21 protein-coding genes and 3 pseudogenes are annotated in these 23,963 nt (G+C 68.3%); 8 read left to right on the forward strand and 16 right to left on the reverse strand.

The features are described 5' to 3' along the window. From A3A5_RS0123350 to A3A5_RS0123370, 5 genes are read right to left on the reverse strand one after another with little or no spacing between them, the layout of a single operon-like run. Complete coding sequence (locus A3A5_RS0123350; RefSeq protein WP_026201035.1) at nucleotides 1-1,584, reverse strand: sulfite reductase subunit alpha; 1,584 nt, start codon at nucleotides 1,582-1,584, stop codon at nucleotides 1-3. Between the two features lie 11 nt (nucleotides 1,585-1,595). Next, the gene (locus A3A5_RS0123355) at nucleotides 1,596-2,603 is read right to left on the reverse strand and encodes an FAD:protein FMN transferase (protein ID WP_018312917.1); all 1,008 of its coding nucleotides are present in this window, start codon (nucleotides 2,601-2,603) and stop codon (nucleotides 1,596-1,598) included. A 14-nt stretch (nucleotides 2,604-2,617) separates the two neighbouring features. Continuing rightward, complete coding sequence (locus A3A5_RS0123360) at nucleotides 2,618-3,457, reverse strand: DUF4198 domain-containing protein (protein WP_026201036.1); 840 nt, start codon at nucleotides 3,455-3,457, stop codon at nucleotides 2,618-2,620. A gap of 18 nt (nucleotides 3,458-3,475) precedes the next feature. Then, nucleotides 3,476-4,000 carry a DUF2271 domain-containing protein gene (locus A3A5_RS0123365; RefSeq protein ID WP_026201037.1) on the reverse strand — a complete coding sequence of 175 codons (525 nt, stop codon included), beginning with the start codon at nucleotides 3,998-4,000 and terminating at the stop codon, nucleotides 3,476-3,478. Nucleotides 4,001-4,054: 54 nt separating this feature from the next. Then, on the reverse strand, nucleotides 4,055-4,711 hold the full coding sequence (locus A3A5_RS0123370; RefSeq protein WP_018312920.1) for a PepSY-associated TM helix domain-containing protein: 657 nt from the start codon (nucleotides 4,709-4,711) through the stop codon (nucleotides 4,055-4,057). Between the two features lie 415 nt (nucleotides 4,712-5,126). On the opposite strand from A3A5_RS0123370, the gene A3A5_RS0123375 reads away from it, so the two are divergent. Continuing rightward, entirely contained in the window at nucleotides 5,127-6,683 is a 1,557-nt protein-coding gene (locus A3A5_RS0123375; protein WP_018312921.1) for a methyl-accepting chemotaxis protein, read from the forward strand. Nucleotides 6,684-6,805: 122 nt separating this feature from the next. Continuing rightward, the gene (locus A3A5_RS0123380; protein ID WP_018312922.1) at nucleotides 6,806-7,057 is read left to right on the forward strand and encodes a GlsB/YeaQ/YmgE family stress response membrane protein; all 252 of its coding nucleotides are present in this window, start codon (nucleotides 6,806-6,808) and stop codon (nucleotides 7,055-7,057) included. Here A3A5_RS0123380 and A3A5_RS0123385 read toward each other — a convergent pair. Beyond that, a complete protein-coding gene (locus A3A5_RS0123385; protein WP_026201038.1) occupies nucleotides 7,030-10,257 on the reverse strand; it encodes a transglycosylase domain-containing protein in 3,228 nt (1,075 codons plus the stop codon). The two genes, A3A5_RS0123380 and A3A5_RS0123385, sit on opposite strands and share 28 nt — an antisense overlap. A 224-nt stretch (nucleotides 10,258-10,481) precedes the next feature. Continuing rightward, nucleotides 10,482-11,516: an aldo/keto reductase gene (locus tag A3A5_RS0123390; RefSeq protein ID WP_018312924.1), complete on the reverse strand. Its 1,035-nt coding sequence runs from the start codon at nucleotides 11,514-11,516 to the stop codon at nucleotides 10,482-10,484. A 299-nt stretch (nucleotides 11,517-11,815) separates the two neighbouring features. Here A3A5_RS0123390 and A3A5_RS0123395 point away from each other — a divergent pair, with 299 nt between their 5' ends. Together A3A5_RS0123395 and fabG are read left to right on the forward strand one after the other, a co-directional pair. Beyond that, nucleotides 11,816-13,045, forward strand: a complete 1,230-nt coding sequence (locus A3A5_RS0123395) for an NAD(P)/FAD-dependent oxidoreductase (protein ID WP_018312925.1) — start codon at nucleotides 11,816-11,818, stop codon at nucleotides 13,043-13,045. 70 nt (nucleotides 13,046-13,115) lie between these two features. After that, nucleotides 13,116-13,847, forward strand: a complete 732-nt coding sequence (gene fabG, locus A3A5_RS0123400; RefSeq protein WP_011617927.1) for a 3-oxoacyl-ACP reductase FabG — start codon at nucleotides 13,116-13,118, stop codon at nucleotides 13,845-13,847. 101 nt (nucleotides 13,848-13,948) lie between these two features. Here the strand turns inward: fabG and A3A5_RS0123405 are convergent, their stop codons facing one another. Beyond that, on the reverse strand, nucleotides 13,949-14,854 hold the full coding sequence (locus A3A5_RS0123405) for a LysR family transcriptional regulator (protein WP_018312926.1): 906 nt from the start codon (nucleotides 14,852-14,854) through the stop codon (nucleotides 13,949-13,951). 135 nt (nucleotides 14,855-14,989) lie between these two features. On the opposite strand from A3A5_RS0123405, the gene A3A5_RS0123410 reads away from it, so the two are divergent. Continuing rightward, entirely contained in the window at nucleotides 14,990-16,297 is a 1,308-nt protein-coding gene (locus A3A5_RS0123410; RefSeq protein WP_018312927.1) for an SGNH/GDSL hydrolase family protein, read from the forward strand. On the opposite strand, the gene A3A5_RS0123415 is transcribed toward A3A5_RS0123410, so the two are convergent. The 4 genes and pseudogenes from A3A5_RS0123415 to A3A5_RS0123430 all read right to left on the reverse strand — a co-directional run bounded on the left by A3A5_RS0123415 (nucleotide 16,255) and on the right by A3A5_RS0123430 (nucleotide 19,206). Further along, nucleotides 16,255-16,908, reverse strand: a complete 654-nt coding sequence (locus A3A5_RS0123415) for a glutathione S-transferase family protein (protein ID WP_018312928.1) — start codon at nucleotides 16,906-16,908, stop codon at nucleotides 16,255-16,257. The genes A3A5_RS0123410 and A3A5_RS0123415 overlap by 43 nt on opposite strands. 31 nt (nucleotides 16,909-16,939) lie before the next feature. Beyond that, a pseudogene (pip, locus tag A3A5_RS39250) lies at nucleotides 16,940-17,895 on the reverse strand (prolyl aminopeptidase). 103 nt (nucleotides 17,896-17,998) lie between these two features. Next, a pseudogene (locus A3A5_RS39255) lies at nucleotides 17,999-18,175 on the reverse strand (type II toxin-antitoxin system HicB family antitoxin); the annotation flags it as partial. 32 nt (nucleotides 18,176-18,207) lie between these two features. Beyond that, the gene (locus tag A3A5_RS0123430; protein ID WP_018312932.1) at nucleotides 18,208-19,206 is read right to left on the reverse strand and encodes an AraC family transcriptional regulator; all 999 of its coding nucleotides are present in this window, start codon (nucleotides 19,204-19,206) and stop codon (nucleotides 18,208-18,210) included. A 192-nt stretch (nucleotides 19,207-19,398) separates the two neighbouring features. Here A3A5_RS0123430 and A3A5_RS0123435 point away from each other — a divergent pair, with 192 nt between their 5' ends. From A3A5_RS0123435 to A3A5_RS45090, 3 genes and pseudogenes are all read left to right on the forward strand, one after another. After that, a complete protein-coding gene (locus tag A3A5_RS0123435; protein WP_026201039.1) occupies nucleotides 19,399-20,379 on the forward strand; it encodes a quinone oxidoreductase in 981 nt (326 codons plus the stop codon). 25 nt (nucleotides 20,380-20,404) lie between these two features. Continuing rightward, nucleotides 20,405-21,253: a TauD/TfdA family dioxygenase gene (locus A3A5_RS0123440; protein WP_018312934.1), complete on the forward strand. Its 849-nt coding sequence runs from the start codon at nucleotides 20,405-20,407 to the stop codon at nucleotides 21,251-21,253. Nucleotides 21,254-21,268: 15 nt separating this feature from the next. Beyond that, nucleotides 21,269-21,471 (forward strand): annotated as a pseudogene (locus A3A5_RS45090) (fatty acid--CoA ligase); the annotation flags it as partial. Nucleotides 21,472-21,661: 190 nt separating this feature from the next. Here A3A5_RS45090 and A3A5_RS0123445 read toward each other — a convergent pair. From A3A5_RS0123445 to A3A5_RS0123460, 4 genes are all read right to left on the reverse strand, one after another. Then, the gene (locus A3A5_RS0123445; RefSeq protein WP_018312935.1) at nucleotides 21,662-22,636 is read right to left on the reverse strand and encodes a tripartite tricarboxylate transporter substrate binding protein; all 975 of its coding nucleotides are present in this window, start codon (nucleotides 22,634-22,636) and stop codon (nucleotides 21,662-21,664) included. A 55-nt stretch (nucleotides 22,637-22,691) separates the two neighbouring features. Continuing rightward, complete coding sequence (locus tag A3A5_RS0123450; RefSeq protein WP_018312936.1) at nucleotides 22,692-23,408, reverse strand: DsbA family oxidoreductase; 717 nt, start codon at nucleotides 23,406-23,408, stop codon at nucleotides 22,692-22,694. Further along, nucleotides 23,405-23,605, reverse strand: coding sequence for a DUF1289 domain-containing protein (locus A3A5_RS0123455; protein WP_018312937.1), 201 nt, complete (start codon nucleotides 23,603-23,605; stop codon nucleotides 23,405-23,407). The genes A3A5_RS0123450 and A3A5_RS0123455 overlap by 4 nt, the downstream gene beginning before the upstream one ends. A 58-nt stretch (nucleotides 23,606-23,663) precedes the next feature. Further along, on the reverse strand, nucleotides 23,664-23,963 hold a 300-nt coding region (locus A3A5_RS0123460), incomplete at its 5' end, for a 3-keto-5-aminohexanoate cleavage protein (RefSeq protein ID WP_026201040.1).

Raw genomic sequence — 23,963 nt, forward strand, 5'->3', positions numbered from 1 at the left:
TCAGTAGACGTCGCGCCGGTAGCGGCCGTCATCGGCAAGCCGGCGCAGCGCGTCTTCGCCGAGGATCCCTGCCAGTGCGTCATGGACGCCGCCGGCCATGCCCTGCAGGCTGCCGCAAACGTAGACGGCCGCGCCGTCCGCCACCCACTGGCGCACCCTCTCGGCCTGTGCGCGCAGGGCGTCCTGTACGTAGCGCGGCGCGCCGCCGTCACGCGACCAGGCGCGGTCCACGCGCTGCAGCGTGCCGTCGGCCTGCCATGCGGCCAGTTCCCCGGCAAAGAGCGCGTCATGCTGTGCCGAGCGCTCGCCGAACAGCAACCAGTTGCGGCGCTGCCCGGCCACGGCGCGGGCCTTGAGCTGGGCGCGCAGCCCGGCCAGCCCGGTGCCGTTGCCGACCAGGATCAGGGGCCGGTCATCGGCCGGCGGGTGGAAGCTGCGGTTGGTGCGGATGCGCAGCGCGATGCGGGCGCCCACGGCCGCGTGCTCGGTCAGCCAGCCGGAGGCCAGGCCGAGGCGGCCGTCGTCGTAGCGGGTCTGCCGCACCAGCAGTTCGAGTTGCCCGTCCTGCGGCAGCGAGGCGATCGAATACTCGCGGTGCGGCAGCGGCGGCAGCGTGTCCACCAGTTGCTGCGGCGGCAGGCCCTGCATCGCCGCAAAGTGCGGTTCGGGCAATGGCATGCGCGTGGCCATGGCCTCGACCAGGATGGTGTCGTGGCCATCGCAACGCACCGGCGTGGCGCCGTCCAGGCCAAGCCGCGCCAGCAGCCGTTCAACCTCGGCCGGCGCGTGGCACGGGCCGATCTCGGCGATGTCGCCGGCTTGCCAGTCCATTGCCGCATCACCCTGCGGCGCCAGCGACAGGTGGAACGCCGGCGCGCCCTGGCTGCCGGGGTTCAAATGGTGACGTTGCGCGAGCCGCCAGCTGTCATAGCGCGGGCGTTCCCAGTCGGCAATCTCCGCGCCGCCGCTCAGGGCCGACAGGTGGTTCTGCCAGTGGCGCAGGGCGCCGGCGTCCCCGTTGTCGACTTCGACCAGGTCAAAGAGCGGCTGCGCACGGTGGCGCTGCAGCCAGCCGTCGAGCGTGTGGCCGAAAGCGCAGAAGCGCGCGTAGCTGCTGTCGCCGAGCGCGAGGATGCCGTAGCGCAAAGACTGCAGGCCATCCGCGCCGGCCAGCAAGCGGCGTGAAAAACCGGATGCGCTGTCGGGGGCGTCGCCCTCGCCGGTAGTGCTGACCAGGAACAGCGCCTGGCGGCATGCCTGCAGGCGCCGCGCATCGACATCGGCCAGCGAGAGCAGTTGCACCGGCACGCCAGCGCCTTGCAGCGCGGTGGCGGTTTGCAGCGCCAGCTGTTCGGCAAACCCGGTCTGGGAGGCATAGGCAATCAGCGTTGCGCCTTCTTCCGTGCCAGCCAGTGCCGCCACGCGCGCGTGCCGCTGGCGATAGTGGGCAACCACCGCGCTGCAGAAGCCCGCATAGGCTGCCACCACGCCGGCCGCCATGGCCATGCGCGACGGCCCCAGCACGGACAGCGCGACGCCGCCGGCAACGGCAAGCCAGCTTGCGCCAGCGATGGCGGACGGCATGGCCTTCGCGCTCATGCCAGCATCGCGGCAAAGGCCGGGGAAAGATGTTCGTCGAAACCGCCCGGCGTGCGCACCAGGAAACGCGCGGCAATGCCGTGGCGGCGCGCGTGCGCCATGCCGGCCTCTGGGCCCAGCACGGTCAGCGCGGTGGACATCGCATCGGCCAGCATGCACTGCGCATGGATGACCGTGACCGAGGCCAGCGCGTGGCTGGCCGGATAGCCGGTGCGCGGATCGATGGTATGAGCGTAGCGGCGGCCGTCACGGTCGAAATAGCGGCGATAGTCGCCGGAGGTGGCGATGGACAGGCCGTGCAGCGCCACCAGCGTCTGCCCCCCGGCGTCGCAGTCCAGGCCGGGTGGTGATTCCAGCGCGACCCACCACGGCATGCCGTCGGGCTTGACGCCATGGCCGCGCAGTTCGCCGCCGATCTCGGTCAGGTGGTGGTCCAGGCCCTGTTCACACAGGTAGGCTGCCACCGCGTCGACGGCAAAACCCTTGGCGATGGCGCAGAAGTCCAGCGACACGCCGCCTGGCTGCCGGGCACGCCGGCCCACGGCATCGACTTCGATGCGCGCCCAGCCGCAGCGGCCGCGCGCGGCCTGCACCACGTCTGGCGACGGCGGCGCGGTGCGCGCCGGGGCGGGGCCAAAGCCCCACAGGTCGACCAGCGGACCGGCGCTCGGGTCATAGGCACCCCCGCTGTCGCGCGCCACCTGCAGCGCGCATTGCAGCACCGCGAAGCAGTCGTCCGGCAGCGCGTGCCAGTTGCCGGGAGCCGCGTGGTTGAAGCGACTCAGGTCAGAACCCGCTTCCCAGTTGCTCATCTGCGCGATCACGCCATCGAGCACGGCCCGGATGCCGGCTGCGATGCCGTGGGCATCCGCCGCGGCCGGCAGCAGCGCCGCCACCGACCAGGTCGTGCCCATGGTCGCGCCGGTCCAGCGCTGCAGCCGCGTGTCGGCAGCGGGCGGCGGCGCAGGCGCGGACAGCGCAACGGGGACCAGGACGCGGTGCAAACCCGGCAACCGGCTTATTGCGGCAGCACTTCCACCGTCACCGCATAGACGGCGCGGCGCGACCTGGCCTGCTTGAAGGTGGTCTTGTCGTCCTTGACCTCGGCTTCCATCCAGTACATGCCGGGGGCCGGCCACTTGACGCTGAACTTGCCGTCGGCGTCGGTGGTGGCGCTGAACTCCTGCAGCTGGTCGCGGTAGCGGATGCCGCCCGGCACCACCGAGACCTTCAGGTTGCCGGCAGGCTTGCCGTCGAGCAGCAGGCGGAAGCTGGCGGTGTCGCCCGCGACCAGGTCGTTCGGGTGCGTGATCGGCGCCAGTTCCAGGCCGCGGCCGACGGTGCGCAGGCCTTTCTCGCTGGGCTTGCCGGCGGTGACGAAGGATTCGATGCGGCCTTCGGCCTGGGTAACCTGCAGGTCCTGCGCATCGGCCGGGACTTCCCTGGCGAAGTTCTCGGCCGAGCCGCGCCAGCGCCTGGCCTGGCCGTCGACCTTGTAGCTGGCGAACAGGCCGTTGTTGACCACCGCCACGCGGTACGTGCCTGGCTGGGTCAGGTGCAGGTCGAAGGTGCTGCGGTACTTGCCGGTGGCCGCGTTCTCGGCCTTGACGGCGCTGCCGTCGGGCGCGGTCACCTGCAGGTTGTCGAGCCGCATCGGCACGTGCTCGAAGTAGAACAGGTCATTGGAGACAGCAGCGTCCACGGTCACCCACGGATCGCTGCCGGACAGCACGGTGGCAGACGGCAGCAGCCACTGGCGATGCGCGTGCGCGGCCAGCGGGGCCAGGGCAGCCAGGGCAAGCACGGTCACGCGTGTGGCCATGCGGGAAGATGCGGCGGAGATAAGGGAAGGTTTCATCGTCTGGCTCCGGAAGGATTACGGCTTCAGTTCCACGGTCACGCCGCCGAGTTCGTGTTCGCCCTTGGCGCGGGCGGTCTGTGCGGCTTGTGGCGGCCACGTGAACGGCACGCGCAGCAGTTCGCGCCCGCCCACTTCACGCGCGGCTTCCACCACCAGCTGGTAGTTGCCCGCGGGCAGCTTGCCCAGCGGCGCCTTGCCCTCGCTGAAGCTCACGCTGTGCTCGCCCGGCGCGCGCGTGGCGCCGGAGATGCCGTCGGCCGGCATGTGCAGGTCGCGGCCGGCCTTGCGCCACCACTGGCGCATGTCCTTGAGCCACTTGGTGCCTTCGCCGTCCTTGAGCTTGCCGTCGTACCAGACCGCCAGGGTCTGCACCGGGCTCTGGTCGGCACGCTCGACCCACATCGCCACATAGGGGCGGTGGTACTCGGCCACGGTCAGGCGCGGGATTTCGACCTTGACGTTCAGGTCCGCGGCCAGCGCGGGGCCGGCCAGGGGAACCGCGGCCATGCCGGTCAGGGTGACGGAGAGCATTCGGCGCATATCGGAGAAACCTCGTCAGTGAGATGCAGAAGGAAAACGGTTGGAACGGTTGACTCAATGGATAAACAGGATCGCCAGCAGCACCGGCACCACCAGTCCCAGCCCCACCAGCGGCCAGGTCGCCACGCGCCCGGCCGCATGCAGCTTGAGCAGGAACAGGCCGGTCACGCTGAAGATCAGGCACGCCAGCGCGAACACATCCAGGAACAGGCTCCACGCCGCGCCGGTGTTACGGCCCTTGTGCAGGTCGTTCAGGTAAGAGATGGCGCCGCGCGTGGTCTTCTCGTACTGGGCTTCGCCGCTGTCGAGTTCCAGGCTGACCCAGGCATCGCCGCCCGGGCGCGGCAGCGCCACGTAGATCTCGTCGGCGGACCATTCGGCCTCGCGTCCGCTGGCGTCGATGGCCAGCGCCTGCGCCAGCCAGTCGGCCAGCACCGCCGGCACCGGCGCCTTCTTGTCACGCGCCGGGGCATCGCCCGCCGGTGCTTCGGCTCGCACCTTGTCGAGCACGCGCGTGGGCATGGTGGCGTGGCGCGTCTCGACCGCGGGCCTGGCCTCGATCTGTGCGGCGTGGTTGAGCGTGAAGCCGGTGATGGCAAACAGCAGCATCCCGATCAGGCAGATCGCGGAACTGATCCAGTGCCACTGGTGGAGATGCTTGAGCCAGAACGCACGGCGCTGCTGGCCGGAGGCCGGCTGGGGTTCGGTCATTGCGGTTGGCCGGCGGGCGCAGCCAAGTGGCGGCCCGGTCTTGCCCTGTGTATGGATAGCTGGAGCGCCCCCTTGTGCGCATCACATGGCGCTCGGGTGTGCCATTGTCTGCACAATGGCTAGCGGAAGAGAGAAGGATAATCGTTCGCATTTGAAATCGCAACGAACCGGGGATGGCGCTGGATTACAGCGCATTACAACGTGAAGCGGCGGCGGCAAGCACAAGCACGACGGCACGATGTAAGCCAATCAACCACATCACCTGAAGGGGTGAATTTACCCCAATCAAGTTAGTTGCCTCCTCCGCCGTTAAGGCGATGACTCACACGCATGCGACAGGCGCCACCGATGCATGACGCCGCCGGCGTGTCGCCGATAAGAAACGCGCAGAGCGCGGAATGGAGGAGTGAAAGCAATGCTGCACAACCTGAGCCTGAAGAAGAAGCTGTTATTGCCGCTGGTGCTGAGCTGGGTCTGCCTGCTCGGCATCACGCTGTGGAACGCATGGCAGATCCGCACGCTGCGCATGGAAGAGCGGCGCCTGGACCTGGCCCACGTCACCGACACCGCGTTCTCGGTGGTGGCCGAGTACGAGGCGCTGGCCAAGGCCGGCAAGCTAACGCAGGATGAGGCCAGGAATCAGGCCATCGAGCGCGTGCGCGCGATGCGCTTCGGCAGCGATGGCTATTTCACGCTGATGCGCTCGGACACGGTGGTGCTGATGCATCCGTTCAAGCCCGAGATGAACGGCAAGGCCATGGAAGGCACCAAGGACCCCAACGGCGTCTACCTCTTCCGCGAAATCGCCGAGCTCGGCAAAGGGCCTGGCAAGGGCTTTATCGAATACCTGTGGCCCAAGCCCGGCGCCGAGGCGCCGCAGCCCAAGCTGAGCTACGTGGCCAACTTCCGCCCATGGGACTGGAACTTCATCGCGGGCCTGTACCTGGATGACATCGAGGCGGCGTTCCGCGCCGAGCTGATGAAGGCGTTCGGCATCCTGCTGGGGGTTGGCTTGCTGATGTCGCTGGTGATGGTGCGCGTGGCCGCCAGCCTGCAGCGCCAGCTGGGCGGCGAGCCCGCCACCACGGCGCACATCGCCGGGCGCATTGCCGAAGGCGACCTCGGCAGCCAGGTCGCGGTTCGCCCCGGCGACGAGCACAGCGTCCTTTATGCGATGCAGCGCATGCAGGCGCGCCTGACCGGCGCGATCGGCAGCATCCGCGGCTCGGCCGATTCAATCGCGGGCGCGGCCAAGCAGATCGCCGCGGGCAACGCCGACCTGTCGCGCCGCAGCGAAGAACAGGCCGCGTCGCTGCAGGAAACCGCCGCCAGCATGGAGCAGCTCACCAGCACCGTGCGCCAGAGCGCCGAGAACGCACGCCAGGCCAGCCAGCTGGCCGAAGGCGCGTCGGACATTGCGGTGCGCGGCGGCACCATTGTCAGCCAGGTGGTGAACACCATGGGCGAGATCAAGAACGCCTCGGGCAAGGTGGTCGACATCATCGGCGTGATCGAGGGCATTGCCTTCCAGACCAACATCCTCGCGCTCAATGCGGCCGTGGAAGCGGCGCGTGCCGGCGACCAGGGCCGCGGCTTCGCGGTGGTGGCCGGCGAGGTGCGCACGCTGGCGCAGCGCAGCGCCACCGCGGCCAAGGAGATCAAGGCGCTGATCGGCAACTCGGCGCAGCGCGTGGACGACGGCGCGGTGCTGGTTGAAAGCGCGGGCAAGGCGATGGATGAGATCGTCGGCGCGGTCAGGCGCGTGACCGACCTGATGGCCGAGATGCGCGCGGCCACCGAGGAGCAGACCGGCGGCATCGAGCAGGTCAACCAGGCGGTGTCGCAGATGGACCAGATGGCGCAGCAGAACGCCGCACTCGTGGAAGAAGCCGCGGCCGCCGCCGCCTCGCTGGAAGACCAGGCGGATGCGCTGCATCACGCGGTCGGCCAGTTCCGGCTGGCGCAGGCCTGACGGCAGCGCCGCCGTTTGTCACTTGAGCGTCATACGCACCAGACTGCTGCGTGTATCATGAAGCGCAGCCGGCCGCCCCATGCGGCCGGCATGGACTCAGACCACTACCAGGAGGGCGCATCATGATGGCATTCATTCGCACCGTGTTCGTTGGCCTAATCGTCGGCCTGATCGCCAGGGCGGTCAAACCCGGCGACGACAAGATGGGCTGGATCATGACCATCGTGCTGGGCGTGCTGGGCTCACTGGCTGCCGGCTACGTCGGCCGCGCCCTCGGCTGGTACCAGCCGGGTCAGCCGGCCGGCTGGATTGCGTCGGTAATTGGCGCGATCGTGCTGCTCGTGATCTACGGCATGGTCCGGCGCAAGGGCTGACTGGCGCGGCGCACGCCGGCGGCGTCCTGCGCGTCGGCCAGCGCCGGCGTGTCCGGTGCGCGCACGGGGCTGGCAGGGTTGGCCGGCTGTGCCTGGGCCAGCGGCGCGCCGGGCACGGCCTCGGTCAGTGTCGGCGTGCGCGGGGCGCGCAGCCCCGGCGACGTATCGCGGCAACGCAGCAGTGCTCGGTCGCCGCCTGGCGCCATCGCCGAGATCTGCGGCGCGATCGCGCGCAGCACCCTGACCGCCAGCGCGCTGGTATAGCTGTAGCGCGCCGCGTAGGGTTCCCTGGCATTGACTACCACGGTGCCGAAGAAGCGATCGCCCAGCGTGAACACGAAGGTCGCCGAGCGGTTGACCGAGCGCGACGAGATCAGCCGTCCGCCCGGGCCGTAAACCTGGAAGCGCTGGTCGCCGGTGCCGGTCTTGCCCGCCACCGTCAGCGTGGCGCCATTGCGCCCCGGCATGGTGAAGGCGCCCCGGATCGACCTGGCGGTGCCGCCTTCCACCACATCGATCATCGAGCGCCGCACCACGGCGGTCACTTCTTCCGGCAGCAGGCGCTTGCCCGGCGCCGGCTGCAGCACGTAGCGCGTGGCATAGGGCGTGCCATCGGCAAAGGCGAGGCTGTACACCGCGGCGTTCTGCGAGGCGATCCCGCCTGACATCAGGATGCCCGCCAGTTCCGCCAGCGCGGCCGGTCGGTCGCCCGAGGCGCCGATGGCGCTGGCATAGGACGGCGTCAGCGAATCGAACGGATAGCCCAGCCGCTGCCAGCGCCGGGCAATGCGAGCGAACGCGTCCTGCTCCAGCAGCGTGCGGATGCGGTTGTCCTGGCCCGCCTTGCTGTGCGTCTTGAACAGCCATTTGTATACTTCCTGGCGCTCGGCGGTGCTGGCGCGCAGGATCTCCGCCAGCGTGGCGTTGGGATGCTGGTCCAGGTACTCCACCATCCACAGCTCCAGCGGGTGCACCCGCGACAGGTAGCCACGGTCGTTCAGGTTGAACTTGTCCTTGCCGTACTTGCGGTACAGCGCCGCCAGGTCTTCCTTGGCCAGCTGCTTGTCGCCCAGGCGCGCGCGCATGATGCGGACATAGCTTTCCTCATCCAGGTGCGGCCGCGCACTCAGCAGCGTCACCGACATGCGCACCGCATTCAGGTGCGGAATGGTCATGCGCACGCGGCCCAGCAGCGTGTCCAGGCGCTGCGCGGAATCCTTGCCGCGGTAGCGCTGGTAGAAACCGGTCATGTAGGCGCTGCCTTCCTGGTCGGCAAAGCGCTCCAGGTACTCGCGCCGGCCGGGCGCGTTGCGGTCTTCGAACAGGTCGCCCATGTCCGGCTTGGCGTGGAACATTTCATAGCGCACGATGTCGCGCATCATGCGGATGAACACCAGGTTGACCGAATGCTGGAAGCCCATGCGCACGGTCATGATGCGCTCACCTTCCCAGCGCTCGAAGTTGGAAAAGCTCTGCAGGCCGCCGCCAGTGTAGAAGCCTTCGCCGGCACTGCCGGAATACTTGCGTTCCATGGAGGCCTCGAGCATCGCCATCAGCTCGCGCTCGGCAGGCTTGCGCGCCTTGGCCAGGTAATCGACGGCCCAGCGGCTGAGCGCGTCCTGGCGCGCCAGCGGCACCGCGGCCAGCTCGGCGGGGGTCATGCCGGCGTATCGCGCATGCAGTTCGCTGATGATTTCCAGGTAGGTCACCAGCGTGCGCAGCTTGGCCGTGGAGCCCAGGTTCAGGCGCGCGCCGCTGTTGATATCGAAGGGCTGGTCGATATTGTCGGCCTGCACCCGCACCACGCTGGCATTGCCCACGCGCTCATACAGGGTGAAGCTTGTGACCAGTTTGGAGGGATCGTCATTGTCGCGCAGCAGATTGTGGCCGTACAGGCCCATGGCACGCGCATCGGCCTTGTTGTTCACGCGCTGCAGCGTCTCGGTGATGATGCGCTGCGCTTCGCGGTTGATGGTGCTGTCGACGGTCAGGTCGAGCCGGTCCATGTCGTAGCGGCTCTCCACCCCGGTCAGCCGGGTGATATCGGTGCGCACGCGGTTGACGGCCTTGCGCGTGACAAACGGCTCCTGCGGCGGGCGCTGCGGCGGCGCGGCCTTGTCCAGCGGCTGCGCCAGCGCCGCGTCGCGCAGCTCGGCGGTGATGATGTTGTTGGCAGCCAGCAGGCGCAGGTAGCTGCCGGTCAGCGCATCCAGGTTGGTGTCGTCGCGGCGCAGGTGGTAGGACGGGCGGCGCTGCGAGATGATCAGCGACAGCGCGCGCTTGAAGGCCTGCGCCTGGCGCGGTTCAGGGGCGCGCACGTCCATTTCCTTGAGCAGCCGGTTGACCTCGCCGAAATCCTCGCCATACCAGACCCAGAGCCCGTCGCCGATGCCGCTGATCTCGCCGAAGCCGGCGCGCGCCGACAGCGGCACCGTGTTCAGGTAGTCGACCACGATGCGCTCGCGCGCGCGCTGGGTGTCGGGGCCGTCCAGGTAGGCACGCAGCGACGCCGACGCCATCTGGCGGAATTTTTCGGGGACCGATGCGGTGCGGCCTTCGGGCGAGTGCCGGTATTTCTCGATCTGCGTGGCCAGCGTGCTGCCGCCGGGCGCGTCATGCGACTTGTCGGCAAGCCGGATCACCTGGTCAAGCACCGCGCGCGACAGCCGGCGCCAGTCCAGCGCCGGGTTCATATTGGGGTATTCCGGGTTGAGCAGGCCCTGGTTCTCGACATAGAGCAAGGCGCTCACCAGCAGCGGCGGCACTGCGCCGAAGTCCGGGTACTGGCGCTGCGGATAACGCTCGAACGCCAGCGTCAGCCCGTTGCAGTCGCGCAGCAGCAGGCCCGCCTGGTTCTTCTCGCGATAGGGCGTGAACAGGCCTTCGTCGATCATCCGCACCATATCGGGCGACATGCGCGCCTGCTCGGCGGGCACGTAGCCGCGCTGCTCCAGCCGCTGTGCGAAGAGCGGCATGCGGCCGTAGCCCATGCGGGCGTCATAGGGGCCGGAATGCGGAAAACGGATGCTGTCGCTGGCGCCCGGCTGGATCTCGAATGTCAGCCGCTGCCCCAGGCTACCGATCAGCCGCGCCTGCAAGTGCGAGTTGCGCACTTCGCTTGCGACAAAGCTGTACACGACATAGGCGCCCCCACCAAGGGCGACCGCCAAGCCAGCGAAGATCCAGCCACGACGCGACACGTTTGGGCTTCCCTGTTGGGCCGATGCAGCGCGCAGGCGCTGTCATGCACCGGCTCGAAGCGCAATGTTCTCGCGGCGCACGCACGCGGCGCGCCGCCTGTCTTGATATTAGTAGGAGTAAAGGCAGCCTGCAGCAAGCGCGCGCACGCGCAGCGTGCCGTTGCATACAGGCATCACTCCAGGCAGCGCCTGCGCCACATTGCGCCCCCTGTCCGAACGGGTCATCAGGCTGCCTGCGCGCGTGCCACGGGTCGTCCCCCGAACGGGTAGCCCGGGTCGTTGTAGCCGTGCGTCGAGGCATGGCCCGGCGACACCAGCGCATCGACCATCGATTCTTCCTCGGGCGTGATGACGGCAGCGGGCGCGCCCAGATAGTCCTCGAATTGCGCCAGCGTGCGCGGACCGGCAATGACCGACGAGATGATCGGGTTGGCCAGCACCCACGCCGTGGCGAACTGGCCCGGCGTCAGCCCGCGCCCTTCGGCATGGACCTTGAGCTGCTGTGCAATCACCAGCGATGCTTCACGGAACTCAGTTTCCATCATGCGGCGGTCGGCGCGGCCGGCGCGCGTACCCTCGCCCGGTGCCTGCCCGGGCGCGTACTTGCCGGTCAGCACGCCGCGCGCCACCGGGCTGTAGGGCACCACGCCCAGCCCGTAGTGCTCGCATGCCGGCAGGATCTCCACCTCCGGCATCCGGTTCAGCAAGTTGTAGTAGGGCTGGCACGCCACCGGGCGCGGCACGCCCAGCTCGCCGCACAGGCGCGCGATTTCCGCAATGCGCCAGCCGCGGAAGTTCGACACCGCCCAGTAGCGGATCTTGCCGCTGCGCACCAGGTCGCCCATTGCCCGCACCGCCTCTTCCAGGTTCGTGCCGGGATAGTCGCGGTGCAGGTAGAGAATGTCGATGTAGTCCGTCGCCAGCCGGTGCAGGCTGTCCTCCACCGCGCGCAGGATCCAGACCCGCGAATAGTGCCCGTGGTTGGGCGCCGCCTGCATCGCGTTTCCCAGCTTGGTGGCAAGCACCCAGTCGTGGCGGTTGGCGGTCAGCAGGCGCCCGACCATCTGCTCCGACGCGCCCTTGGTGTACACGTCGGCGGTGTCGATGAAGTTCACGCCGTGGTCGCGCGCGCTGGCGACGATGCGGGCGGCTTCGGCCTCATCGGTCTGGTCGGCGAACATCATGGTGCCCAGGCAAAGTGCCGAAACACGCAGGTTGCTGGCGCCTAGGCGGCGGTAGGGCATAGTGGTGGCAGGCATGGTGGCTCCTTCGGATGGGGTGGGATGGCCTCGGGGTGGTGTAAGCGCAGGGCACAGACGGAAATGGCAGGCTGTGACCACGGTTCCACATTTTGCCCCGAGTTGGCGTGGCTTGCTGGCCCCCCGCGCTTTCTGCGCGGTCCATCGATAATCCAGCCCGGGAGAATGGTTTCAATATGTTGCAGGCCGGCCAACAGGAGCCAATTTGCAGTCATATTCTTGCGTCTGCCGCGCGAGGATGACGCTTTGCCCAACCCTCGCCACCGTCCCCATGCAATAGAAGAGAAGAATCGAAGCTCATGAAAACGGAAACCACGGATGTCGTCATCATCGGCGCAGGGCCCGCGGGCTCGGTCGCGGCCGGCTTGCTGCGCAAGCATGGGATTCCGGTACTGGTGATCGAGAAGGAGACGTTCCCGCGTTTTTCCATCGGTGAAAGCCTGCTGCCGCAGAGCATGGCCTATATCGAAGAGGCAGGCATGCTGCGCGCGGTGGTGGAAGCCGGCTTCCAGTACAAGAACGGCGCCGCCTTCTCGCGCGGCGACCAGCAGACCGCCTTCGACTTCCGCGAGAAGTTCTCGCCCGGCTGGGGCACCACCTACCAGGTACAGCGCGCACGCTTTGACGACGTGCTGATCCGCGAGGCGGCGCGCCAGGGCGCCGAGGTGCGCTTCTCGCACCTGGTCGAGGACGTCGACGTCAGCGGCACGCAGCCGGAGGTGACCGTGCGTGCGCCAGACGGCAGCCGCTACACGGTGCGCGCGAAGTTCCTGCTCGATGCCTCCGGCTTTGGCCGCATCCTGCCGCGCCTGCTGCAGCTGGAATCGCCGTCGGGCTTCCCGGTGCGCAGCGCGCTCTTCACCCACGTGGAAGACCGCATCGCGCCGGGCGCCTTCGACCGCAACAAGATCCTGATCAGCGTGCATCCGCAACACCCGGACGTCTGGTACTGGACCATCCCGTTCTCGGACGGCCGCTGCTCGCAGGGCGTGGTTGCCGAGAAGGCATTGCTGGACCGCTACACCGGCACCGAGACCGAACGGCTGCGGGCGCTGGTGGCCGAGGAACCCGGCCTGGCGAAGCTGCTTGGCCAGGCGCAATGGGACACCCCGGCGCGCCAGATCGCGGGCTATTCGGCCAATGTGAAGTCACTGTGGGGCAACGGCTATGCGCTGCTCGGCAATGCCGGGGAGTTCCTGGACCCGGTGTTCTCGTCCGGCGTGACCATCGCCTTCAAGTCGGCCAGCCTGGCGGCCCAATGCCTGGTGCGCCAGCTTGCCGGCGACACCGTGGACTGGGAGAAAGACTTCGCCCAGCCGCTCAAGGCCGGCGTGGACTGCTTCCGCGTTTTTGTCGAAGCCTGGTACGAAGGCCGCTTCCAGCAGCTGATCTTCCATCCCAATGCCAACTCCGAAATCCGCGACATGATCTCGTCGATCCTGGCCGGCTACGCGTGGGACCGCAGCAACCCCTTCGTGGCCGAGCCGCGCCGCCGGCTGGCGGTGCTGGAAGAATTCTGCCGCGTATGATGCTCCGCATCCGCACGCGTTCCGCTTTCGCACCTGCGCCCGCAGCGGACTTTTTTCAAGGACACCAGGTATGACCAATCCGACCGTGCTGGTAACGGGATCGTCGCGCGGCATCGGTCGCGCCATCGCCCTGCGGCTGGCCCGCGACGGCTACGACGTGGTGGTGCATTGCCGCTCGCGCCGCGACGAAGCCGACTCGGTCGCCGACGCGGTGCGCGCCTGCGGCCGCAAGGCCCGCGTGTTGTGCTTCGACGTGGCCCGGCGCGAGGAAGCAGCCGCCGCGCTGCTGGCCGATATTGCCGCGCATGACTGCTACTACGGCGTGGTCTGCAACGCCGGCCTGGCGCGCGACGCGGCCTTCCCGGCCATGAGCGGCGCCGAATGGGACGAGGTGGTGCACACCAACCTCGACGCTTTCTACAACGTGCTCAACCCGGTGGTGATGCCGATGGTGCAGCGGCGCCAGCCCGGGCGCATCGTCACGCTGTCGTCGGTCTCGGGCCTGGTGGGCAACCGCGGCCAGACCAACTACAGCGCGGCCAAGGCCGGCATCATCGGCGCCACCAAGGCGCTGGCGATCGAACTTGCCAAACGCGCCATCACGGTCAACTGCGTGGCGCCCGGCCTGATCGACACCGACATGGTCGAGCAGCACGTGCGCGACGAGGCGCTGCGCATGATCCCGGCGCGGCGGCTCGGCACGCCCGATGAAGTGGCAGCGACCGTGGCCTTCCTGATGTCGCCCGACGCCGGCTATATCACGCGCCAGGTGATCTCGGTCAACGGCGGGATGTTCGGATAAAGAACGTCGTCGCCAGCGTGGCCCGATGAACGGGGTCAGCATCGTTGCCGTTGACGATGCTGGTGGCGCGGGGCCGGTTGCATCAAGCGCCATCCGGCCGCTCACACCGGGATCAACCCCGGCAACCCTGCCATCGCCTGCGCCAGGTATTCCAGCAACACCCGCACCCGCGCCGGCAGGTAGCGCCGCGACGGATAGACCAGGAAGGCTTCCTGCGCCGGACCGCTCCAGCGTGGCAACACGCGCTGCAAGGCACCGCTGTCGAGCAGGTCCTGCACCAGCCATGCCGGCGTCATGCCAAAGCCGGCGCCGGCCAGGAAGCTCTCGCGCATCGCCAGCGAGTTGTTGACGCGGTAGCGGCCGGGCGCGCTGACCAGCGCCTGCCCGCCAGGCCCGTCGAGCACGATCTTGTCGCCAGCGGCCAGCCAGGTGAAGCGCAGGATCTGGTGCCGCGCCAGGTCTGCCGGCTGCCGGATGCGCGGATGGCGTGCGAGGTAATCGGGCGAGGCCACCAGCAGCCGCGGCGACACCGCGATGCGGCGCGCAACCACGTTGGGCGGCAGCGAGGCGCCGAGGCGCACCGCGACGTCGACGCCCTCTTCCACCAGGTCGACGAAGCGGTCGTCGAACCGCAACTCCACCTCCACCTCCGGATAGCGCTGCTGGAACGCCAGCACCAGCGCATTGAGCCGCAGCACGCCGAAACTGGCCGGCGCGCTGACGCGCACCCGCCCGGCCGGGTGCCCGGACATGCCACGCGCATCGCTGACCGCCTCGCCGTATTCATCCAGCATGCGGCGCGCGCGCTCATAGAAGCGCCGCCCCGCCTCGGTCGGCGACAGGCTGGTGGTGCTGCGCTCCAGCAGCCGCACGCCCATGTCTTTCTCCAGGGCAGCCACGGCCTTGCTGATGGTCGGCTGGGTCGACTGCTGCTCGCGCGCCACCGCCGACAGGCTGCCCAGCTCCACGGCGCGCACGAAGATCTGCATTGCCCTGATGGTGTCCATGCTGTTTCTTTGTGCCACCTCATTCCATCATGGAATGAGTGATATGCCATTCTGCCCGCTAGCTGTCATTTCTGGAATGACCTACCTTTGGCGTCATCCCGGCACCAACGCCGGTCCACGAACCGAGGCAAATCCATGTTCCGCATTCCCCGCATCGTGCGCCGCCTGACCGCGCTGACGTTCTCAGCCACCATCGCCAGCGCTGCGGCGCTGGCCAGCCCCTTGCAGGACCCGGCCTGGCTGACCAGCTGGATGGCAAGCCAGCAGCCGGTGTGGCAGCCCGGCGCCCAGCCGCTGCCGACCGGCGTGCCCACGGTGCTGTCCGGCCAGACGCTGCGCCAGGTGGTGCGCCTCAGCGTGGGCGGCAAGCGCGTGCGCGTGGTGCTGTCCAACCCCTACGGCCACCACCCGGTCGCGGTCGGCGCGGCGCAACTCGCGCACCATGCCGGCGGGGGCAGTATCGACGCGGCGGGCAGCCGCGCGGTGACGTTCGGCGGCAGCGCGTCGGTGATCATCCCGGCTGGCCAGGCCGTGGCAAGCGATCCGGTCGCCATCGAGGCCCCGGCACTGGGCGAACTTGCACTCAGCCTCTACCTGCCGCAAGCCACCGCGATCGAGTCGTTCCATTGGGATGGCCGTCAGACCGCGTGGCTCGCGGCCGGCAACGCGGCCACGCAGGCCATGCTGCCTGCGCCGCAATCATTCAGCGCACGCGTCCTGCTCAGCGAGGTGCAGGTCGAAGCGCCCGAGCACGCGGGCGCCGTGGTGGCAATCGGCGATTCGATCACCGAGGGCAACGGCTCCACCCCCGACACCAACCGCCGCTGGCCGGACGTGCTGGCACAGCGTGCGGCCGGCAACGGCGTGGCTGTGCTCAATGCCGGCATCTCCGGCGGCCGGCTGCTGCGCGATGGCATGGGGGTGTCCGCGCTGGCGCGACTGGATCGCGACGTGCTGAGCCAGCCGCATGTGCGCGCCGTGATCGCCGCGATTGGCATCAACGATATCGCCTGGCCTGGCTCCACCTTTGCACCGGGCGATGCGGTGCCGCAGGCCGCCGAGCTGATCGAGGGCTATCGCCGCCTGATCGCGCGCGCCCATGCGCGCGGCGTGCGCGTGATCGGCGCCACCATCACGCCGTTTGCGGGGGCGCTGCGCGATACGCCCATCCGCGGCTATGACAGCCCGGGCAAGGAAGCGGTACGGCTGGCGGTCAACGACTGGATCCGCAACGGCGGCGCGTTTGATGCGGTGGTGGACTTCGACGCCGCGGTGCGTGATCCCGCGCGCCCGCGCGCCTTGCTGCCAGCGTTCGACAGCGGCGACCACCTGCATCCGGGCGACGCGGGCTATCGCGCCATGGCGGCGCGGATCGCGCTGACGCTGCCTGACCTTGCCCGTCAGTCCCGGTCCGGCGCACCCGGCGGAAAGAGCGGGCGATAGGGACGCGCCTCGTCCACCGCGCGCGCAAACGATGGCCGCGACAGCAACCGGCGGCGATAGGCACGCACATTGCCGTACGCGTCCGGGATCGGTTGCACCCAATCCGCGTAGAACAGCGACGGCGCGGCGGCGCAGTCGGCCAGCGTAAAGGCGCCGCCCGCAGCCCATTCCCGGTCGGCCAGCGTTGGCTCCAGCCAGGCATAGGCCGCGTCGAGCAACTTGCGTGCCTCGGCCACGCCAAAGGCATCGCGGTGCTCCGCCGGGCGCAGGTAATCGGCGACGATGCGCTGCATCGGCGTCATCACGTACTGGTCGAAGAAGCGGTCGAGCATGCGCACGTCCAGCGCGGCGTCAGGCGACTCCGGCAGCCAGCGCACCGCACCGCGGTGATGCAGGTCCAGGTATTCGATGATGATGCTCGATTCAAGCACCGAGCGGCTGCCGTCGACCAGCACCGGCATGCGCTTGAGCGGCCACAGCCTGGCTTGCTCGGCCAGGTTCTGCGGATGCTCGGGCGATAGCATGCGTAGCTTGAACGGGATGGCATTCTCGTACAGCGCGACGAGGACCTTCTGGCAATAGGATGAAAACGGGTGGGCAAACAGCTCCATCGTGGTCTCCTGTGGTTCCGGCACGCGGCGGCTACCGCTGCGCCGCAAAGCGATCGGTCGCGGCAATCAGCTGGTCCATGATGCCCGGCTCGGTCCACGCATGGCCGGCGCCTTCGATCAGGTGGAAATCAGCCGTGGGCCACGCCTGGTGCAGCGCATAGGCATAGCGCACCGGGCACGGCATGTCATAGCGGCCGTGCACGATCACGCCGGGGATGTCGGCCAGCTTGTGCGCGTCGCGCAGCAGCTGCCCGTCTTCCAGCCAGCAGCGGTGCGTGAAGTAGTGGTTCTCCAGCCGCGCGAACGCCAGCGCGAAGTGCCCGTCGTCATGCTTGGCACTATTGCCCGCGTCCGGCAGCAGCGTGATGGTCTCGCCTTCCCAAACGCTCCACGCGCGCGCCGCCTCCACCTGCTGGTCCGGGTCGTCGCCGGTCAGCAGCTTGCGGTACGCGGCCATCATGTTGCCGCGCTCGGCCTCGGGCACCGGCGCCTGGAAACGCGCCCACTTGTCGGGGAACATTTCGGACACGCCGTATTGGTAATACCAATCCAGCTCCGCCTGCGACACCGTGTAGATGCCACGCAGCACCAGCTCGCTGACGCGCTGCGGGTGCTTCTGCGCATAGGCCAGCGCCAGCGTCGAGCCCCATGAGCCGCCGAACACCAGCCAGCGCTCGACGCCGGCCAGCGCGCGCAGGCGCTCGATATCGTCGACCAGGTGCCAGGTGGTGTTGGCCTCCAGCCCGGCATGCGGGGTCGAGCGCCCGCAGCCGCGCTGGTCGAACAGCAGCACGTCATAGCGCGCCGGGTCGAACAGCCGCCGATGGTCAGCGGAAATGCCACCGCCCGGCCGCCATGCAGGAATACCGCCGGCTTGGCGCCAAGCGTGCCGACGCGCTCGTAATAGATGACATGCCCGTTGCCGACATCCAGCGTGCCGGTTTCATAAGGCTCGATTTCAGGATAGAGGGTGCGCAGGTCAGGCATCGGTGCGGGGCTCCGGAGGTCGGGAGCCACAGTGTACGCTGGCGGGAATGGCCCTTCGTCAGGAACCGCGACTCAACGCCGTCTCCCGCAACCTGACTCGTGTCTAGTGATGTTCCATCTCATGCTGCGCCGCCATTGCGAGGAATGCGGACCGGCTCATAGGCCGGTTTCTGGCAGCATCATCGATGGCCTGCACCAGACGCTCCGGCAGGCTGATATTCACACGCACCGCCTTCGTGTTGACGCGCGACAGGTCGATATCGACGAGCATCCAGACACCGCGGCCGCACGCCAGCACGACGCCCTGCCCTCCTACCCCCCTGCGCGATCCCTGCGCCAGTTGGCTGGCGCCATCCCGAACTGCGCCGAAAACCACCGTGTAAACGAACTGGCCGACCCATACCCCAGCAACTGCGACACCCGCAGCAGCGAATAGCGCGGATTCTCCACGTACCGTCGCGCCAGTTCGCGCCGCACGTCGTTCAGGATCTCAGTGAAAGTCTCGCCCGCGTCGTCGAGCTGGCGCTGCATGGTGCGCAGGCTCAGGCCCAGGCCTTCGGCCACGGCTTCACAGGTGGCGCGGCCCATCGGCAGCATCAGGTAGATGGCGGCGCGCACTTCATGGCCGATGGACCGCGGGTTGGCGCGGGGCAGCGTGTCGATGAACTGCTGCGCGTAGCGTGCCATGACCGGGTCCGCCGTCGGGTTCGGCGCGTCGAGGTCGGCCGCGCGGCAGATGATGCCATTGCATTCCGCGTTGAATTCCAGCGGGCAACCGAACAGGCGGCGATGGATGCGCAGATCGGCCGGCGCCGCATGCGTGAAACTCACGCCGATCGGCTGCCAGCGCGGGCCCAGCAGCAGCGCGCACATGCGGAATACGACGCCGATGGCCAGCTCGGTGGCCTGCCGCGAGGGCGCGTCACTGAGCACTTCCTGCCGGATGACCACGGCGCTGCCGGCATCTTCGAGCAACAGCGCCACCGAGTCATTGACCAGGTGCCGGTAACGGATGGTCGTGGCCAGCGCGGCGCGCAGCGTGGGCTGCTGGCTGATCAGCAGGCTCATCACGCCAAAGTCCGACAACTGGCGCGACTCCGCCATGCGCAGCCCGAAGGTCGGGCAGGCCGAGGCCTGCGCGGCGGCTTCCAGCAGCGCCACGCAGGCGCTGACCGGGATGCGCTGGTCGGGATCGTCCAGCCAGGCCCGCCGCAACCGCGCCTGGCGCAGCAACGGCTGCGGATCCAGGCCCAGGTCGCGCGAAACCTCCAGGAAGTTGGTCAGTGCGGCAGCACGTATCAGGGTTTCCAAGCCAGCGTTGCCTTGCGATGCGTTGTCTGTTGCCGGCGGGCAGCCTGCCCGCCGCAGCAGCGATCATAGGGCCATGTGGCATGAAATGCAAAGTCATCGGTAGCCAATGCAAAGCGGGCCGGGGCGGCAATCTCTACAGTTCCCTGCATGTGCAGCGTGTTCTGCACCAATGAGATTCCAGGAGACAAGACCATGGCAAATGTTGTCCGCATGTACGAGACCGGCGGCCCCGAAGTGCTGCGCTACGAACACATGGAAGTGGGCGAGCCGGGCCCGGGCCAGGTCCGCATCCGCCACGTGGCGGTGGGGCTGAACTACGCCGACACCTACTTCCGCAACGGCACCTATCCCGTGCCCCTGCCCAGCGGCATGGGCGTGGAAGCCGCCGGCGTGGTGGTATCCGTCGGCCCGGGCGTGACCAACGTGGCGGCGGGCGACCGCGTCACCTATACCGGCTTCGTCAACACGCTGGGCGCCTACAGCACCGAGCGCCTGGTGCCGGCCGCGCCGCTGATCCGCCTGCCCGAGAGCATTGCCTTCGAAACCGCCGCGGCCATGACCATGCGCGGGCTGACCTCGGCCTACCTGATGCGCCGCATCTATCCGTTCAGCCAGGGCGACACCATCCTGCTGCATGCCGCGGCGGGCGGGGTCGGGCTGATCGTGTCGCAGTGGGCCAAGCTGCTGGGCCTGACCGTGATCGGCACGGTGTCCACCGAAGCCAAGGCCGAAGTGGCGCGCGCGCACGGCTGCGACCACATCATCCAGTACACCCGCGAAGACGTGGCCGGGCGCGTGCGCGAGCTGACCGACGGCGTGGGGGTTTCGGTGGTGTTCGACAGCGTCGGCAAGACCACCTTCATGGCGTCGCTGGATTCGCTCAAGCGGCGCGGCACCATGGTGTGCGTGGGCACCGCGTCGGGCCCGATTCCGCCGTTCGACCCGGTGCTGCTGGCAATGAAGGGCTCGCTGTTCCTGACGCGCCCGGCGCTGGCCGACTACATCGCCGACCCCGCGGAGAAGCAAGCTCTGGCGGGCGAGCTGTTCGACCACGTAGGCGCGGGCCGCATCCGCATCGGCATCAACCAGCGCTATGCGCTGGAAGACGCGGTCCAGGCGCACCAGGACCTGGAGGCGCGCCGCACCACCGGTTCGTCGATCTTCGTCATCTGAGAACAACAACAGAGGAGACAACACCATGCACGCAGAACCCCTGACCTGCACCATCGGCGCCGAACTGACCGGCGTCAGCCTGGCCGATGCATCACGCGACGCCGGCCTGTTCGCCGAGATCAAGGCGCTGCTGCTGCAGCACAAGGTGCTGTTCCTGCGCGACCAGGACATTACCCGCGCCGAACACGTTGCCTTTGCCCGCCGCTTCGGCGAACTGGAAGACCACCCGGTGGTGGGCAGCGACCCGGAACACCCGGGCCTGGTGCAGATCTACAAGTCGCCCGACAGCAAGGTCGAGCACTACGAGAACTCCTTCCATTGCGACGCCACCTGGCGCCAGGCGCCGCCGATGGGCTGCGTGCTGCGCTGCGTGGAAACACCCGCAGTGGGCGGCGACACCATCTGGGTGAACATGGGCGAGGCGTACCGGCGCCTGCCGCAGGACATCAAGGCCCGCATTGAAGGCCTGCGCGCCAAGCACAGCATCGAACACACCTTCGGCGCCAATATGCCGCCGGAGAAGCGTGCCGCGCTGGCGGCGCAGTTCCCGATGGTAGAGCATCCCGTGGTGCGCACCCACCCGGAGACGGGCGAAAAGATCCTGTTCGTCAACGCCTTCACCTCGCACTTTGCCAACTACCACCGCGACGACGTGGTCCGCTTCGGCAAGGATTTCATGCCCGGCGCGGGCGATCTGCTGCACTACCTGTGCGCGCAGGCGGAGATCCCGGAGTACCAGGTGCGCTGGCGCTGGAAGAAGAACAGCGTGGCGATCTGGGACAACCGCTGCACCCAGCATTACGCGGTGCAGGACTATGCGCCCACGGTGCGCAAGATGGAGCGCGCCGGCATCATCGGCGACGTGCCGTTCTGACGGAGACAGGCAGACATCCAACCAAACCTTGTGCCTGCGGCGCGCAGGCCTATGCCTATCCCTTGCTCGTCAGGCAGCTGCTGCTCAATTCGCTGTCGCTCTACGGCGACCAGCAGATCACGTATCGCGGGCAGCTGCGCCATAGCTATCGCGAATTCCGCCAGCGCGTCGGCCGGCTGGCTAGCGCGCTGGCCGCGCAGGGGGTAGCGCACGGCACCCCGCGTGGTTTTTGGGTTCGGCACTGCGGTTGTGTCGTGCTTGGCGGGCGTGGGCCCCGTTTCGCCGGCGAAACGGCCCACGCCCGTCAAGCACGACACCCAACCGCAATCCCAACACCAAAACCACTAGCCCACCATCCCCCGCTAATCGCCGAAGAACCAAGTAAAAAAGGGCAGCCCAGCTGCGGACTCAGGGCTGGATATTGAATGCCTTGACGATGCCGGCATTGCGCTCGAACTCCGCGCGCACTGATTCGCTAAGTTGCGGCAGGGGCTGCGCCGGCAGCGGCTCATAGCCGAGCGCCTCCATCCGGTCACGCACCTTGGCAGAAGCCGCGGCCTTGTAGGTAGCCGCGTGGATCTTCTCGGCCAGTTCGGGCGACAGCTTTGACGATGCAATCACGCCCACCCAGTTGCTGAACTCCATGTCCGGGTAACCCAATTCCGCAAAGGTCGGCACCTGCGGCAGCAGCGGCGAGCGGCTCTTCGACGCCACGGCATAGACCTGCACCTTGCCGGCACGGATCATCGGCAGCGAGGTCACCATGCCGTCGTACATCACGGCAATCTGATTGCCCATCACTTGCGTGAGCGCCGGCGCGGAACCGGCGAAGGGCACATGCTGCAAGTCCAGCCCGGCCTTCTGGTTCATGATCATGCCGGCGTAGTGCGAAGCGGTGCCGGCGCTGTACGAGGCAAAGCTGAGCTTGCCCGGATTGGCCCGGACGTAGCTGACCAGGCTCTTCAGGTCCTTGGCGGGCAGGCCAGGCGCGCCAATCATCACCATGCGCGAACGCGCCACGGCGGCGATGGGCCTGACGTCTTTCAGCGGGTCGAACCCCTGCTTGAGCACATGCGGGATCTCGGTCAGCACATTGCTGGCGGTGACCATGATGGTCTGGCCATCAGCAGGCGCGGCCAGCATGGTGGTGATGGCAATGCCGCCGCCGGCGCCCGGCTTGTTGTCGACCACCACGGGATGGCCAAGGTCCGCCGACAGCTGGTCTGCCAGCAGGCGCGCAAGCACGTCCATGGTGCCGCCCGCGGGGGCGGGCACCAGCATCCGGACCGGCTTGCTGGTCCAGGCCATGGCAGCGGGGGCTGCCAGCGCCAGGCTGGCAGCCACGGCGGCGATGCGCAGCAGGAATGAAGGGTGGGTGGGCATGTTGTGTCTCCGTTATGTAGTATGGATCTTCTGTCCAGCGTTGCCCGGCGCGGCGTCACCGAGCGGTGAGCGCGATGCCTGGCGGGGGTGAGGAAGCGGGAGACGCGCGGGCCAGCGCCCGGAGCATTGCCTCCAGCAAGGCACGCGGCGGCCTGGCGCCGGCGATCGGCGGCGCACCGTTGATCACGAAGCGCGGCACGCCCAGGCCGGGACTGGGTAGCGGCACCTCCCCGCCATGCAGCGGCGGCAGCCACGCCAGGTCTTGCGCAGTGGCTGGCGCCGCCGCTTGCGGCATCGGCGTGCCACAGGCGATCGCTGCCGCGTGCAGCACGCGCGGATCGCCGAGGTCCTCACCGCACAGGAAGTACCTTTCAAACAATCGGTCGATCAGCGCGGATGCGGCCGCTTCGCCACCAGTCTGGCGCGCGTACCGGATCAGGCGATGTGCAAGCACGGTGCTGGGCAGCACTTCAATGCGGTCGGGTTCCAGCGTGATGCCGGCCTCGCGCGCCGCGGCGCAAACCTGCGCCTGCCGCAGCGCCACGGCTTCGGCGCTGCCAAGCCGCGCCAGGCTGAACTTGCGATAGGGAATGCCGGCCGGCGGCAGCGTCGGAAACAGGGGGCAGCTGCGCCATTCGACCGTGACCACGACATCGGGCCGTGCTGTGGCCAGCTGCGCCAGCGCCGTTTCGAGATGGCGCTTGCCGATCATGCACCAGGGGCAGACCAGGTCGAACCCGACCTGGATGAAGAGGGAGGCGGGCTGGTTCATGGCAGAGAGCCCATAGCGGCGCGCTGCCCGCGGCGGGCCGGCGCCGCCGCCAGCACTTGCGCGCGTTCCGCTTCGCTCATCTGCGCCCAGCGCCCGATTTCCAGCCGTGTCCTGGCGCAGCCCTGGCAATAGCGGTTGGCGAGGTCCATGCGGCAGATGTTGATGCAGGGATTGGCGAGGGCGTCAGGGTGATGCATCACGAACTCCGGTAGTGCATGGCAAGGGCCGGCCGGTATGCCAGCCCTGCGGCCAGCGTCAGGCCGCCGCGCGCAGCGGCAGGTTCTTCTGTCCCGTCTTGCGGTTAGGCGCCATGCCATTGGCTTCCAGCGTGGCGTCGGCGCTGTCGTACCAGGTGCCGATGCGGTAGATCTCGCGCGCTTCCTTGCCCGAGGCGATCTCGCGGCCCAGTTCCTTCGCCACGCGCACGCACTGTTCGATCTGCTGNACCGAGGTCATGCGGTTGCCGTGCTGGTCGATGATGGTGTCCTCGATGCCGCAGCGCGGATGCAGGCCCATCGCCATGGCCATCATGTTGAACGGCAGCACGTTCTTCAG

The sequence above is a fragment of the Cupriavidus sp. UYPR2.512 genome, assembly GCF_000379565.1.
Taxonomy (GTDB): domain Bacteria; phylum Pseudomonadota; class Gammaproteobacteria; order Burkholderiales; family Burkholderiaceae; genus Cupriavidus.